Below are 13610 nucleotides of genomic sequence, written 5' to 3'. Positions count from 1 at the left end.
GACCTGAAAGACCTTATGGATTATGGATTCGGCAACCAAGTTTCAGGTCGGTAAATTGCTTCAGCATCCCCCAAACAGTCCCCTCTCCCTCCGGGAGAGGGTTAGGGTGAGGGGCTTTTACATAGGCGGCGTGACGCCATCCTTGCCGGCGGAAATCGATTGCGCGGTCAACGTGCCGTCCGCGTCCTGGGTGACGAAGCTGACAATCTTCACTCCGGCCTTGAGCAAGCTGCGATCCCCCGGCGTCAGGTTGACGATCGGCACGTCCTCCGGTACCAGAATCTTCTGCTGCCCGCCCTTGTAGTTGACGGTCAGCACCCGGCCATTGCTGACCACCAGATCACCGACGCTGCCATTGGTCATGCTGCTGCCCTTGGCCAGATCAAACGGCCGATGACCGTCACCGCTGCCGGCCAGTTCCGGCGGGAATACGTGCACTTCCATTGCCTTGAGGGTGCCATCTTCCTGCGGCATGGCGGCCGAGCCAATGTAGCTGCCGGGTTTGATGTCTTCGATATTCGCCAGCGTGACGGCACGCACCTTGGTGTCCGCAGTCAACCGGATCACCACGTTCTCGCCGCTGTTGACGTGGACTTTCAGCGAATCGGCGCTGACCCCGGTGATCTCACCGCGCACGCCGAGACGCATGCCCGGGGCATCGGCAGCCTGCACCGCAGCAGTGCCGAGCAGGCCGATCAAGGCAATCGTGGTGGTGTGACGCAGCAGCTGGCGCAACATGGCAATCCTCCGGTGATGAACTATAAAAGCGCAGTGGTAAACATAAGCACGCTATCGAAGAAGATGTAAGTGAATGTATCATCAGCCCTCCCCGGCCGGACGCAAGGTTCGCCGATGGACGACACCGCCGTTGAAGCCAATCATTCCGCAACGGAATAACTGATATCGATCGAAGGCTTCTACCGCCGCTTCGGTACGTCCCTTAGCCTCACCGCATTCCCTTTCGCTGGATCGAGAAACCTTATGAACGCCACAACTCACGCAATGACCCGAGGCATGGTGCTGCTGTTCGCCTTCTGCTGCGGCGCGATCGTCGCCAACATCTACTACGCGCAACCGATCATCGGGCTGATCGCGCCGGACATCGGTCTCTCCGACACCATGGCCAGCTTCATCGTCTCGCTGACGCAGATCGGTTATGCGCTGGGCCTGTTCTTCCTGGTGCCGCTGGGCGACCTGCTGGAAAACCGCCGACTGATGATCATCACCACTGTAGTAGCGATTGCCAGCCTGCTCGGTGCAGCGTTCACCAGCCAGCCGAATGTGTTTTTGCTGATCTCGTTGCTGGTAGGTTTCAGTTCGGTGTCGGTGCAGATCCTGATTCCGCTGGCCGCGCATCTGGCGCCGGAAGAATCCCGTGGCCGAGTGGTCGGCGGGATCATGGGCGGCCTGCTGTTGGGCATCCTGCTGGCGCGGCCGGTGTCGAGCGTAGTGGCTGACCATTTCGGCTGGCGTGCGATGTTCATGATTGCCGCGGCGTTGATGGCCGCGATCAGCGTGGTGCTGGCGTTGACCGTGCCCAAGCGTCAACCGGATCACAGCGCTACATACGGCCAACTGATCGGCTCGCTGTGGACGCTGCTGCGCCAGCAACCGGTGCTGCGTCAGCGGGCGTTTTATCAGGGCTGCATGTTCGCCACCTTCAGCCTGTTCTGGACAGCGGTGCCACTGGAACTGGCGCGCAACCACGGTCTGTCGCAAAGCGAGATTGCGATCTTCGCGCTGGTCGGTGCCATCGGTGCCATCGCCGCGCCGATCAGCGGACGCCTGGCTGACGCCGGCCACACCCGCATCGCTTCGCTGCTGGCCATGCTGTTCGCCAGCCTGAGCTTCCTGCCGGCCTTCATTCACCCGGCCTACAGCGTCATCGGCCTCGCGGTGACCGGCGTGGTACTGGACTTCTGCGTGCAGATGAACATGGTCCTCGGCCAGCGCGCGGTCTACTCGCTGGACGCCAAAAGCCGTGGTCGCCTCAACGCGATGTACATGACCAGCATCTTCATCGGCGGCGCTTTCGGCTCGTCGGTCGCCAGTGCGGTGTATGAGCATGGCGGCTGGTTGTGGATCGTGATTGTCGGTAGCGCGTTCCCGCTGCTGGCGTTGTTGCGGTTCCTGAGTGCGTCGCAGCGTGGTGCTTTGGCAACGGCGTAAGATGTCGAGCAAGCTCGCTCCCACAGGTTGCTCACTGGGCCTGTGAGAGCGATGACGCTTAATACCGAACCAGCTTCTCCATCGCCGCATCTGCCAGAAACGAAGAGCGGCTTTTGACATTGTGTTCACGCACATAGCGATCGATGCGCTGGATCACATAGCCTGGCAACGTCACGTTGACCTTCTCGGTCTTGCCCATGTACGGCGAGATATCCAGCTCGAGCATCCCCCAGCCCATGTCGGCAAACTCCGGATTATTGCGATGGGCCGCTGCCGACGTCGGCATCGGAATCGATTCCCCGTCCGCCGCCATCTCCTGCAACATGAGATGGGCGACTTCAACGGCTGCGTTATAGGCGTCCTCGAAAGTGTCCCCGGCCGTGACGGCGCCGGGAATGTCAGGTATCTGAATACCGATGGCGGTGTTGTCGTCACCCCATTCGATGCAGATCGGATATTGCATTATGGATCTCCCTTGTAGCTGGCTGGCGGGTGGTACAACCCGGCACGCCTCCTGATGCTTTTGACCGTCCCCAGCGGCAAATCCTTTTTAGGGTGAGGAACGGGAATGGTGTACGGGTTGTAACGATGCGTGAAGATGTGATGACTGCCGGTGACTCGATCCAGCGTCCAGCCTGCCTCCTCCAGCTCCTTGATCAATAGCCTGCTTTGCACCTGGCGCCTCCTTGCTCCGGCCGAATAAAAGTAACTCTAGAGTTATCTTTACTCAAGCACATAAATCTGCAGGACGACGTTTGGTTGTTTTACCGCATGTGATTGAATGGACGCGGATTACACTCAGCACCCTATTCCCTGTTGGAGCGGGCTTGCTCGCGAAGGCGTTGGATCAGCCAATACATGTGCTGAATGTCAGACCGCTTTCGCGAGCAAGCCCGCTCCCACAAGGGGACTACGACAACTTTCAGATTTGCAGGAAGACTGATGGACCGCCTCGCCGCCATGGAAACCTTCGTCTACGTGGTCGAAACCGGCTCCTTTTCCGCCGCCGCCCGACGCTTGAATATCGGCCAGCCCGCCGTGTCGAAAACCATCGCTCAGCTGGAAAAACGCCTGGCTGTAAGCCTGTTGCTGCGCTCGACCCGCGGCCTGACCCCGACCGAAGCCGGACTGGCGTTTTTCGAGCGGGCCAGGCGTGCCATCGACGAAGCCAACGAAGCCGATAACGCCGCCCGTGGCAGCGCCAGCGGTTTAAGCGGCAACCTGCGGATCAGCGCGGCGGTGACTTTCGGCCGCCTGCACGTCGTGCCGCAACTGGGGCCGTTTCTCGATCAACACCCGCAATTGAACATCGACCTGATGCTCGATGATCGCAACATCAATCTGGTCGAAGAAGGCATCGACGTGGCCCTGCGCATGGGCCCGCTCAGCGACTCCAGCCTCACCGCGCGCAAGATCGCCGACTGCCGCCGCGTGGTGCTCGGCAGCCCGGCCTACTTCGATCGTCACGGCGAACCGAGCTGCCCTGCCGATTTGGATCAGCACCAAGGCATCGTCTACAACCTCAGCGGCGGCGCCACCTGGACCTTCACCCAAGGCAGCGAACAGCAGACGCAAACCCTCACCGGCCGCCTGCGTGTCAGCGCCGCCGAGGGTTTGCGCGCAGCCGTGCTGGCCGATCAGGGCCTGGCCATCGCCTCGCAATGGATGTTCGCTCCGGAGCTGGCAAGCGGTGCGGTCAGGGCGGTGATGAGTGACTGGGTATTGCCGGATCAGGACTTGTGGGCGGTGTTTCCCACGGGGCGGATGGTCAGTGCGAAGGCGCGGGTGTTTGTGGATTATGTGCAGGGGTTGTTGACCAGCGGATTGTGAAAAACAGCTAATCAAAAGATCGCAGGCTTCGCCAGCTCCTACAGGGACATCATCAATGCCCGGCAACACACAAAAAAACGGCGATCCAAAGATCGCCGTTTTTTCATCACTGCCCGAACTGTTTGCCCAATCCCGGCGGTACGCCGTGGATATCGGTGTCTTCCCAAGGGCCGTTGGGGCTGACGGAGCGAGTCCAGCCGTTGTTCCAGCGGAAGTAGGTGCGCTGGCGGTAGAAGGTGTTGGGCTGGTCGTCGAGGACGTAGACGCCGAGCTTCTGGTCCCAGTGGCTGTTGCCGCCCGGTGGTGGGGCGAAGCTGGCTGAGGTGCGTGGGACTGGCTTGGACGGTTTGGCCGGGATGCTTTTGCCCGGGGTCGGCGAGGTCGACGGGGTCGGGCTCGGTTGTGACGGCGGGATCGGCGGCAGGTTGGTGGTCGGTTCCGGTCGGTGCACCGCACATGCGCTCATGCTCAAGGCCAATGTGATGACGGAGATGCGTGCGAGGCTGTGCATGGCGGTGCTTTCCTGTGGGTTCCGGGGTTATTGGTCCGGGCTGTCGATGGTCAGTGTTTGCGGCGCGGTGGTGCTGCTGGCCAGCGGGCCGCTGCGACCTACCCACTCCCCGGCGGTTGGCTGACCGGCGCGAGAGATGCGTGCAACCAGTTGGACTTCAGGAAAGTTCGACAGTTTCAACTGCGGCATCATGGCGTCGGCATCGCCCAGTTCGACAGTGACCGGCAGATCGGCCACGGTCAGACGCTTGGCCGCCAGCGGTGCCGGTGGGCCGGAAACGGCGCGGGCGAAGATGAACACGCTGTCGCCCGGTTGCACCTTGCCTTTGAGTTCGCTGGCCAGATCGACGCGCACCTTGAGCAGCGCGGCAACCTTGGCTGCTGGCGCGGCCGCGACCTTACCGCCACTGGCTTGCAGACGCTCGGTGGCTCGCTCGATCCCGCCCTGCAAGGCGGCGCGGGAGTTGTCGCCCTCTGGCAACTGCGCCAGCAACCGGTTCCAATAGTCGATTGCCTGCTGATAACGCTCGCCCTCGAACGCGGCGATGCCGAGCAGGCCGAGGCTGGTGACTTCTTTCGGATCGCCTTTCAGCGCTTCATCGGTCAGGGCCTGGATCTTGTCCGACCACTTCTTGCCGTCAGCAAAGTATTGCGCCTGCGCCCACTGGCCGAGCAGTTCCGGCTGGCGACCGGCCAGGTTGGCGGCGCGTTCGAACATCTTGGCCGCATCTGCCGGACGATCCTGGGCCATGTAGGTGCGCCCGAGGAAGTACAGGCCTTCCGCCGAATCCGGTTGCGCGGCGACGGCACGCTCCAGACGCCGGGTCATCTCTTCCATCGACTGCGGCGCCTGGGCGAATTCGCGGGTCAGTTCGACTTTATCGGCAGCACCGAAATGCAGGTACAGACCCAGGCCCAACACCGGCACCAACACCGCCGCCAGCAGCGGCAACGGCTTGCCCAGTTTCGACACACGCGGTGCGGCAACGCCTTCGGTATCGGCGAGCAGCTCACGCGCCGCTTCGGCACGGCCGCTGTCCATTTGCGCCGCATCGAGTACGCCTTCAGCCTGCTGCGCTTGCAGCTCGGCCACGCGTTCCTGATACAGCGCCACGTTCAGGGCAGTTCGATCCTCTTCACGCTGGGCGCGACGGCCACGCAAAACCGGAATCAGCAGAAAACTCAGGGCGACCAGAAGCAACAGCCCTGCGGCAAGCCAGAAATCAATCATTCTTGGTTTTTATCCAACAGTTGGTCGAGGCGCTGACGCTCTTCGGTGGACAGCGATGGCGGAGTCTCGGTGCGCTGTGCGCGACGCCGGCGAACGATCACTGCGATCACCACCAGACCACCGAACAACAGGCCGGCCGGGCCAAACCACAGCAGTGCAGTCTTGGCATTGAGCGCCGGTTTGTAACGGACGAAATCACCGTAGCGATCGACCATGAAATCGATGATCTGCTGATTGTCCTTGCCCTCGCCGAGCATGCGGAAAATCTCTTTGCGCAGGTCGGCGGCAATCGGCGCGTTGGAGTCGGCGATGTCCTGGTTCTGGCACTTGGGGCAGCGCAGTTCCTTGGTCAGTTCACGAAAGCGCTCGCGATCACCTTCCTTGGCGAACTCGTAGGTGTCGATCGCGGCATGCGCCACACCGGCCAGACTCAGGCCCAAGACCACGGCAGCGATAAAGCGCTTCATGGCTTGGCCTCATCGACCAGCGCCTGATACTTGGCTGCGAGTTTTTCGCGCCAGACCTGCTCGTCGATCACCCCGACATACTTGTCGCGAATGATGCCCTTGGCGTCGATGAAGAAGGTTTCCGGCGCGCCGTACACGCCGAGGTTCAGGCCCAGCGAACCTTCGTCGTCACGGATATCCAGCGAGTACGGGTTGTGGAATTCGGCCAGCCACTTCAAGGCATCGGCGTTGGTGTCCTTGTAGTTGATGCCGTAGATCACCACACCGCGTTCGGCCAGCTTGTTCAGCACCGGGTGCTCGACCCGGCAGGAAATGCACCAGGTGCCCCAGACGTTGACCAGCGCCGGTTTGCCGAGAATGTCAGCCTTGGTCAGGGTCTTGTCGCCCTGCACATTCGGCAGAGTGAACTCCGGGAAAGGCTTGTTGATCATCGCCGACGGTAGCTCCGCCGGATCGAGGTACAGACCGCGATACAGAAACACCGCCACCAGCAGGAAAATCGCCAGGGGTACCAGCATCAACCAACGTCTCATGCAGCCGCTCCTTGCAGGCCGAGGGCTTCACGCACCCGGGCTTTGACCTTGACTCGATAACGCCGATCCAGCGCCGCCAGCAATCCGCCCAGACCGGTCAGCAGACCGCCGAACCAGATCCAGCGCACGAACGGTTTGACGTGAACCCGCACCGCCCACGCGCCGTTTTCCAGCGGCTCGCCGAGTGCGACGTAGAGATCGCGAGTGAAACCGGCGTCGATCCCGGCCTCGGTCATCATCGAACTCTGCACGGTGTACAGGCGTTTTTCCGGGTGCAGCACGCTGACTTCCTTGCCGTCGCGGATCACCCGGATGGTGCCCTTGTCGGAGGTGAAGTTCGGCCCCTCGAAGTGCTTGGCGCCTTCGAAGATAAAGTGATAACCGGCCAGATCCATCGACTCGCCCGGCGCCAGACGCAGGTCGCGCTCGGCACTGTTCTGACTCGACAGCACCACGCCGAGGGCGCACACGGCGATGCCCAAGTGCGCGATCTGCATGCCCCAGTAGCTGCGAGTCAGGCTTGGCAGACCTTTGATCAGGCCCTTGTGGCGAGTCTTGTCGAAGATGTCGCGCACACCGGCGAGCAGCACCCACGCAGCGAGCAGGAACGTCGCGATCACCGCCCAGTTGAAATCGCCATAAGCGACACCAGCCACCACGGCCAATGCGACACTGCCGAGCAACACCGGGGTCAGCATGTTCGCCAGCCACTTCACCGGGGTGTCCTTCCAACGGACGATCACGCCGACCGCCATCACCACCATCAACAACGCCATCAACGGGATGAACAACGCGTTGAAGTACGGTGGGCCAACCGACAGCTTGGCGCCGCTGATCGCATCAAGAATCAGCGGATACAGCGTGCCGAGCAGAATCATCGACGCGGCCACCACCAGCACCAGGTTGTTGCCCAGCAGCAGGGTTTCCCGCGACCACAGGTTGAAGCCGACCTGGCTCTTGACCACCGGAGCGCGCAACGCAAACAGCGTCAGCGAACCGCCGACCACGAACAGCAGGAAGATCAGGATGAACACACCGCGTTCAGGATCGGAGGCAAACGCGTGCACCGAAGTCAGCACGCCGGAGCGCACGAGGAACGTACCGAGCAGGCTCAACGAAAATGCGGCAATCGCCAGCAACACCGTCCAGCTCTTGAACACCCCACGTTTTTCCGTGACTGCCAGCGAGTGAATCAGCGCGGTGCCGACCAGCCATGGCATGAACGAGGCGTTTTCCACCGGGTCCCAGAACCACCAGCCGCCCCAGCCGAGTTCGTAGTAAGCCCACCACGAACCGAGGGTGATGCCGATGCCGAGGAAGGCCCAGGCGACAATCGTCCAAGGGCGCGACCAGCGTGCCCAGGCGGCGTCGAGACGACCACCGAGCAGTGCGGCGATGGCGAAGGCGAACGCCACCGAGAAACCCACATAACCCATATAGAGCATCGGTGGATGCACAATCAGGCCGATGTCTTGCAGCAGCGGATTGAGGTCACGACCGTCGGCCGGAATCTGCGGCAGGATCCGCGAGAACGGGTTGGAGGTGAGGATCAGGAACAACAGGAAACCGGTGCTGATCATGCCCATCACCGCCAGTACGCGAGCGAGCATGACTTGCGGCAACTGCCGGGAGAACACCGACACGGCGAAGGTCCAGCCACCGAGGATCAACGCCCACAGCAGCAGCGAGCCTTCGTGGGCGCCCCACACCGCGCTGAACTTGTAGTACCACGGCAAGGCGCTGTTGGAGTTCATCGCCACATAACCGACCGAGAAATCGTCGGTCATGAACGCGTAGGTCAGGCAACCGAAGGCAAACAGCAGGAACGCAAACTGACCCCACGCCGCCGGCTGGGCCAGGCCCATCCACATGCGGTCACCGCGCCAGGCACCGAACAGCGGCACCACGGCCTGCACCAGCGCAAAACACAGCGCCAGAATCATCGCCAGATGGCCGAGTTCGGGAATAAACAGTGCAGAAGTCATCGATCAACCCTCCTTCGCTTGGGTCGGTGCCGATTGACCACTGTCTTTCAGCGCTTTGGTCACTTCCGGCGGCATGTACTTCTCGTCGTGCTTGGCCAGCACTTCATCGGCCACCACCACGCCGTCGGCGTTGAGTTTGCCCAGGGCGACAATGCCCTGCCCTTCGCGGAACAGATCCGGGAGGATCCCGCGGTAGGTGATGGTCACGGCTTTGTTGAAGTCGGTGACAACGAATTTGACGTCCAGCGAGTCCGGCGAACGTTGCAGCGAGCCCTTCTCGACCATGCCGCCGGCGCGGATGCGCGTGTCGTGCGGCGCTTCACCGTTGGCGATCTGGGTCGGCGTGTAAAACAGGTTGATGTTTTCCTGCAGGGCGCTCAGGGCCAGGCCGACGGCAGCGCCGACCCCGACCAGGATCGCCAGAATGAGGGTCAGACGTTTTTTGCGCAGCGGATTCACTTGCCGTTCTCCCGGCGCAGACGACGCGCCTCTTGTTGCAGATAGCGCTTGCGGGCCGCGATCGGTGCGACCACGTTGAGGATCAGCACCGCCAGACAGATGCCGTAGGCCGACCAGACATACAGGCCATGGTGGCCCATGGCGAGGAAGTCGCCGAATGAAGCAAAACTCATCGCGCGGCCTCCAGGCTGTTCTGCACTTCTTCTTTCACCCAACTGGCGCGGGCTTCGCGCTTGAGCACTTCAAGGCGCATGCGCAGCAACAGCACGGCGCCGAAGAAGCAGTAGAACCCCAGCACTGTCAGCAGCAGCGGCAGCCACATTTCAGCTGGCATTGCCGGTTTTTCCGTGAGGGTGAAGGTCGCGCCCTGGTGCAGGGTGTTCCACCACTCCACCGAGTACTTGATGATCGGGATGTTGATCACCCCGACGATCGCCAGCACGGCGCAGGCCTTGGCGGCGCTGTCACGGTTGCTGATGGCGTTGCCCAGCGCAATCACCCCGAAATACAGGAACAGCAGAATCAGCATCGACGTCAGCCGCGCATCCCAGACCCACCACGAGCCCCAGGTCGGCTTGCCCCAGATCGCTCCGGTGACCAGCGCCACGGCGGTCATCCACGCGCCGATCGGCGCCGCGCATTGCAGGGCGACGTCGGCCAGTTTCATTTTCCACACCAGCCCGACCACGCCGCATACCGCCAGCATCACGTAGATCGACTGAGCCAGCATCGCCGCAGGCACGTGAATATAGATGATGCGGAAGCTGTTGCCCTGCTGATAATCCGGCGGCGCGAAGGCCAGGCCCCAGACGACGCCAACGCTGATCAGCAGCAACGCGGCAATGCTCAGCCACGGCAGAAACCGGCTGCTGATGCCGTAGAACCACTTGGGCGAGCCGAGCTTGTGAAACCAGGTCCAGTTCATACTGTTTCCATCACGGGTGCCGCTCATCGCTGTGAGCAGTCTCAGGGTCTTTGCTGGTTAAATTTTAACCAGACCTCATTATTCGCCGACGCTGATCTTCAGGCCAGCAGCTATTGCAAAAGGTGTCAGGGTGATCGCCAGGGCGGTCAGGCTACCCAGCCACAGCAGATACCCGGTCGCCGGCATGCCTTGCAAGGCGGCCTGCAAGGCGCCACTGCCCAGGATCAACACCGGGATGTACAACGGCAGAATCAGCAACGCCAGCAACAGGCCGCCGCGTTTCAAACCAACCGTCAGCGCCGCGCCCACCGCACCGAGCAGGCTCAGCACCGGTGTACCCAGCAGCAACGACAACAGCAACACCGGCAGGCAGGCGACCGGCAAACCGAGCATCAACGCCAGCAACGGCGAGAGCAGAACCAGTGCCAGTCCCGAGAACAGCCAGTGTGCCAGCACCTTGGCCAGCACCAGTAGGGGCAGCGGGTGCGGCGAAAGGACCCACTGTTCCAGGGAGCCATCTTCGAAATCACTGCGAAACAGTCCGTCCAGCGAAAGCAGGACCGACAACAACGCGGCCACCCAGACTAACCCCGGGGACAGGTTTTGCAAGACTTGAGTTTCCGGGCCGACGGCCAGCGGGAACAAGGCGATGACGATGGCGAAGAAAATCAGCGGATTGGCCAGTTCCGCCGGGCGACGAAACAGCAAACGGGACTCACGGGCAACCAGCAGGCCGAACACACTCATACTGCCCAGTTCCCCAGATCGATATCGCGATAACCGGCCGGCATCCGGCTCAGTGTGTGGTGCGTGGTCAGAACCACCAGACCGCCGCGCTCGCAGTGCCCGGCCAAGTGTTCTTCAAGCTGCGCCACGCCCTGTTTGTCGAGCGCGGTGAACGGCTCGTCGAGAATCCACAGCGGCGGGCTGTCCAGATACAGCCGCGCCAGCGCCACGCGGCGTTGCTGACCGGCGGACAGGGTGTGGCAGGGAACATCTTCGAATCCGCGCAATCCTACGGCTGCCAGTGCCTGCCAGATCGCCTCGCGCTCGGCCGGCCGATGCAGGGCGCAGAGCCAGGACAGGTTCTCTTCCGGGGTCAGCAGGTCCTTGATCCCGGCGGCGTGGCCGATCCACAACAGGTTGCGCGCCAGTTCGCTCGGTTGTGCAGTCAAGGGCTGGCCGTTGAGCAGCACTTGACCGCTGGTCGGCTGCATCAACCCGGACAACAGACGCAGCAGGCTGGTCTTGCCGCTGCCGTTGGGGCCGCTGATCTGCACCATATCGCCACTGGCCAGTCTTAATTCGAGATTTTCGAAGAGCAGCCGCAGGTCTCGCTCACAGGCAAGGGCAACGGTTTGCAGGACAGGACTGGTCAAGGGATCACGGGCCTTATACGGTTCAAGTCGGCTCTGGCGCGGCCGTTAAAGAGATGCAGGATAAATGCAATGACGGTGCGAACCAGAGAGCTGGATCAAACAATTGCTATGTTTTCTGAACGAAGCGCAAGACGCGCGGCATTATACATGCCGTGCCTTACTCCCAAGAGCGCAATTTCCTCAGGTTGTGTCCGCGTATGACAGGCGAAATGAACATCCTCCCGCTCCCGCCCACCACCCCGGCGAACACGCGTCCGCTGGTGATGAGCGGTGAGTTGCTCAAGCTGTTGACCCCGGTCGAAGGCTTGATCGGCGCCGGGCAAAGCGCCCAGGCCGAGGTGTTGTCACTCAAGCAGGCGGATCAGACCTTTCAACTGCTGCTCAAGGTGACCGTCGACGGCGGTCGGCAGACCACCGTGCAAGCCAGCAGCAACCTGCCGTTGCCGACCGGCACCAACCTGGCCGTCACTCAGCCGTCGGCGGGCAATCTGGCGATCACCGTGCAACAGGCGATTGCCAGCAGCGTCGCCGCCCTCACCCGCATCGACACCGCGCAGTTGCCGGTCGGCACGCTGCTGCAAGGCAAGGTGCTGACCTCGCAGACACTGCCGCAAGTGCCGGGACAGCCGACGGTGTACCGCTCGCTGGTGAGCCTGCTCAACACCGCGCAGAGCGGTGCCACGCTGGACATCGACAGCCCGACGCCGCTGCGCATCGGCACCCTGCTCTCGGCACTGGTCGAAGACTCGCAAACCCTCAAGTTCGTGCCGCTGAGCAGCCGTCAGGAGCAATTGGCGGTGAGCCAGCAACTGCTCGGCCAGCAGACTCGCCAAGGTTCGCTGGACGGTTTGCTCAATGCTCTGCAAAACCTGTCGAGCGACGACGATCAGACCTCGCAGGACCTGCGCGCTGCCGTCACGCGCCTGCTCGCCAACCTGCCCGATGTGCAGCAAATGAGCACCGCCAAAGGCGTGGCGCTGGCCCTGGCCAACAGCGGCGCCTTCCTCGAAGCCAAATTGCTGACCGGACAGAATCCGGCGCTGGCCCCGGACATGAAAGCCGATCTGCTCAAACTGATCGCGCAGCTGTCGCCGGGTGCGCCGGGCAATGCCAGTTTCAACGCGATCATCGCCGCCAACACCCTGGCGCAAGCGCTGCCGAGTTTCGTGCGCAACGCCCTCGGCACTCTCGGTCAGGTCAGCGCCAAACCCATGCCGAGCAGTTTCCCATTGCCTGACCGCCTGCTGCAAAGCCTCGACGGCGAAGGCGATCTTGAGCATCTGCTGCGCCTCGCCGCGGCAGCCGTGTCGCGTCTGCAAAGCCATCAGCTGTCGAGCCTGGAACAGACCGGTGTCACCGATGACGGCCGTCTGCTCAGCACCTGGCAGCTGGAAATCCCCATGCGCAACCTGCAGGACATCGTGCCGTTGCAGGTCAAGTTTCAGCGCGAAGAAGCGCCGGAAAGAGAACCGCAACCCAACGAACGCCGTGACGAACGCGAACCCAAACAGCAGCTGTGGCGCGTCGACCTGGCGTTCGACATGGAGCCGTTGGGGCCGATGCAGATTCAGGCGCAGTTGATTGCTGGCAGCCTGTCGAGTCAGCTCTGGGCCGAACGCCCGTACACCGCCGACCTGATCGAAACCAATCTGTTCGCCCTGCGCCAGCGCCTGCTCGATCGCGGGCTGAGTGTCGGCGATCTCGACTGCCACCTTGGCACCCCGCCGCAAGGCAATCAAACCCGCCTCGAACACCGCTGGGTCGATGAAACCGCATGAACGATTACACTGCTCCACGCCAGGCCATCGCCCTCAAATACGACGGCAACCACGCCCCGACCCTCACCGCCAAGGGCGACGAGGAACTGGCCGAAGAAATCCTGCGCATCGCCCGCGACTGCGAAGTGCCGATCTATGAAAACGCCGAGCTGGTGCGGCTGTTGGCGCGAATGGAACTGGGCGACAGCATCCCCGAGGAGCTGTACCGCACGATCGCCGAGATCATCGCGTTCGCGTGGAACCTGAAGGGGAAATTCCCCGAGGGGCAGGATCCGGATGCGCCGATGGTCGAGAAGGACGTTACCGAACGCGGGGCTGATTACTAGGCCGCGCCGGATACAGGC

17 protein-coding genes are annotated in these 13610 nt (G+C 62.2%); 4 read left to right on the top strand and 13 right to left on the bottom strand.

Features of this window, described 5'->3' with window-relative positions; translation table 11 throughout:
- Window positions 1-117: 117 nt before the first annotated feature.
- Entirely contained in the window at window positions 118-738 is a 621-nt protein-coding gene (locus KCG87_RS11885) for a DUF5666 domain-containing protein (RefSeq protein ID WP_210559210.1), read from the bottom strand.
- Window positions 739-981: 243 nt separating this feature from the next.
- Between KCG87_RS11885 and KCG87_RS11880 the strand changes: the two genes are divergently transcribed.
- Window positions 982-2169 (top strand): MFS transporter, encoded by a 1188-nt coding sequence (locus KCG87_RS11880; RefSeq protein ID WP_210559211.1) that lies wholly within the window; start codon window positions 982-984, stop codon window positions 2167-2169.
- Between the two features lie 58 nt (window positions 2170-2227).
- Here the strand turns inward: KCG87_RS11880 and KCG87_RS11875 are convergent, their stop codons facing one another.
- On the bottom strand, window positions 2228-2632 hold the full coding sequence (locus KCG87_RS11875) for a type II toxin-antitoxin system HicB family antitoxin (protein WP_007961664.1): 405 nt from the start codon (window positions 2630-2632) through the stop codon (window positions 2228-2230).
- Entirely contained in the window at window positions 2632-2844 is a 213-nt protein-coding gene (locus KCG87_RS11870; protein WP_027613935.1) for a type II toxin-antitoxin system HicA family toxin, read from the bottom strand. The genes KCG87_RS11875 and KCG87_RS11870 overlap by 1 nt, the downstream gene beginning before the upstream one ends.
- Window positions 2845-3111: 267 nt before the next feature.
- Between KCG87_RS11870 and KCG87_RS11865 the strand changes: the two genes are divergently transcribed.
- Window positions 3112-3999 carry a LysR family transcriptional regulator gene (locus KCG87_RS11865; protein ID WP_210559212.1) on the top strand — a complete coding sequence of 296 codons (888 nt, stop codon included), beginning with the start codon at window positions 3112-3114 and terminating at the stop codon, window positions 3997-3999.
- Between the two features lie 106 nt (window positions 4000-4105).
- Here the strand turns inward: KCG87_RS11865 and KCG87_RS11860 are convergent, their stop codons facing one another.
- From KCG87_RS11860 to ccmA, 10 genes are all read right to left on the bottom strand, one after another.
- The gene (locus KCG87_RS11860; RefSeq protein ID WP_134785764.1) at window positions 4106-4510 is read right to left on the bottom strand and encodes a hypothetical protein; all 405 of its coding nucleotides are present in this window, start codon (window positions 4508-4510) and stop codon (window positions 4106-4108) included.
- Window positions 4511-4537: 27 nt separating this feature from the next.
- Window positions 4538-5740, bottom strand: a complete 1203-nt coding sequence (ccmI, locus tag KCG87_RS11855; protein WP_210559213.1) for a c-type cytochrome biogenesis protein CcmI — start codon at window positions 5738-5740, stop codon at window positions 4538-4540.
- Window positions 5737-6207 carry a cytochrome c-type biogenesis protein gene (locus KCG87_RS11850; RefSeq protein WP_003222948.1) on the bottom strand — a complete coding sequence of 157 codons (471 nt, stop codon included), beginning with the start codon at window positions 6205-6207 and terminating at the stop codon, window positions 5737-5739. The genes ccmI and KCG87_RS11850 overlap by 4 nt, the downstream gene beginning before the upstream one ends.
- Window positions 6204-6740: a DsbE family thiol:disulfide interchange protein gene (locus KCG87_RS11845; RefSeq protein WP_210559214.1), complete on the bottom strand. Its 537-nt coding sequence runs from the start codon at window positions 6738-6740 to the stop codon at window positions 6204-6206. The genes KCG87_RS11850 and KCG87_RS11845 overlap by 4 nt, the downstream gene beginning before the upstream one ends.
- Window positions 6737-8725, bottom strand: coding sequence for a heme lyase CcmF/NrfE family subunit (locus KCG87_RS11840; protein WP_210559215.1), 1989 nt, complete (start codon window positions 8723-8725; stop codon window positions 6737-6739). Before KCG87_RS11840 ends, KCG87_RS11845 begins: the two co-directional genes overlap by 4 nt.
- A gap of 3 nt (window positions 8726-8728) precedes the next feature.
- Window positions 8729-9184, bottom strand: coding sequence for a cytochrome c maturation protein CcmE (gene ccmE, locus KCG87_RS11835; RefSeq protein ID WP_007961672.1), 456 nt, complete (start codon window positions 9182-9184; stop codon window positions 8729-8731).
- The gene (gene ccmD, locus KCG87_RS11830; RefSeq protein ID WP_003222944.1) at window positions 9181-9357 is read right to left on the bottom strand and encodes a heme exporter protein CcmD; all 177 of its coding nucleotides are present in this window, start codon (window positions 9355-9357) and stop codon (window positions 9181-9183) included. The genes ccmE and ccmD overlap by 4 nt, the downstream gene beginning before the upstream one ends.
- A complete protein-coding gene (locus KCG87_RS11825) occupies window positions 9354-10109 on the bottom strand; it encodes a heme ABC transporter permease (RefSeq protein ID WP_003222943.1) in 756 nt (251 codons plus the stop codon). Before KCG87_RS11825 ends, ccmD begins: the two co-directional genes overlap by 4 nt.
- Window positions 10110-10187: 78 nt before the next feature.
- Complete coding sequence (gene ccmB, locus KCG87_RS11820; protein ID WP_003222942.1) at window positions 10188-10856, bottom strand: heme exporter protein CcmB; 669 nt, start codon at window positions 10854-10856, stop codon at window positions 10188-10190.
- On the bottom strand, window positions 10853-11488 hold the full coding sequence (ccmA, locus tag KCG87_RS11815; protein ID WP_045122041.1) for a cytochrome c biogenesis heme-transporting ATPase CcmA: 636 nt from the start codon (window positions 11486-11488) through the stop codon (window positions 10853-10855). The genes ccmB and ccmA overlap by 4 nt, the downstream gene beginning before the upstream one ends.
- Window positions 11489-11685: 197 nt before the next feature.
- On the opposite strand from ccmA, the gene KCG87_RS11810 reads away from it, so the two are divergent.
- Both KCG87_RS11810 and KCG87_RS11805 read left to right on the top strand, forming a co-directional pair.
- Window positions 11686-13266, top strand: coding sequence for a flagellar hook-length control protein FliK (locus KCG87_RS11810; protein ID WP_210559216.1), 1581 nt, complete (start codon window positions 11686-11688; stop codon window positions 13264-13266).
- Window positions 13263-13592, top strand: coding sequence for an EscU/YscU/HrcU family type III secretion system export apparatus switch protein (locus KCG87_RS11805; RefSeq protein WP_210559217.1), 330 nt, complete (start codon window positions 13263-13265; stop codon window positions 13590-13592). Before KCG87_RS11810 ends, KCG87_RS11805 begins: the two co-directional genes overlap by 4 nt.
- Window positions 13593-13610: the final 18 nt, after the last annotated feature.

Source organism: Pseudomonas sp. MWU347, from assembly GCF_017947305.1.
Classification (GTDB): domain Bacteria; phylum Pseudomonadota; class Gammaproteobacteria; order Pseudomonadales; family Pseudomonadaceae; genus Aquipseudomonas; species Aquipseudomonas putida_A.
The sequence above is the reverse complement of the archived record's forward strand: the minus strand, read 5'-3'. Positions and strand labels throughout refer to the sequence as shown.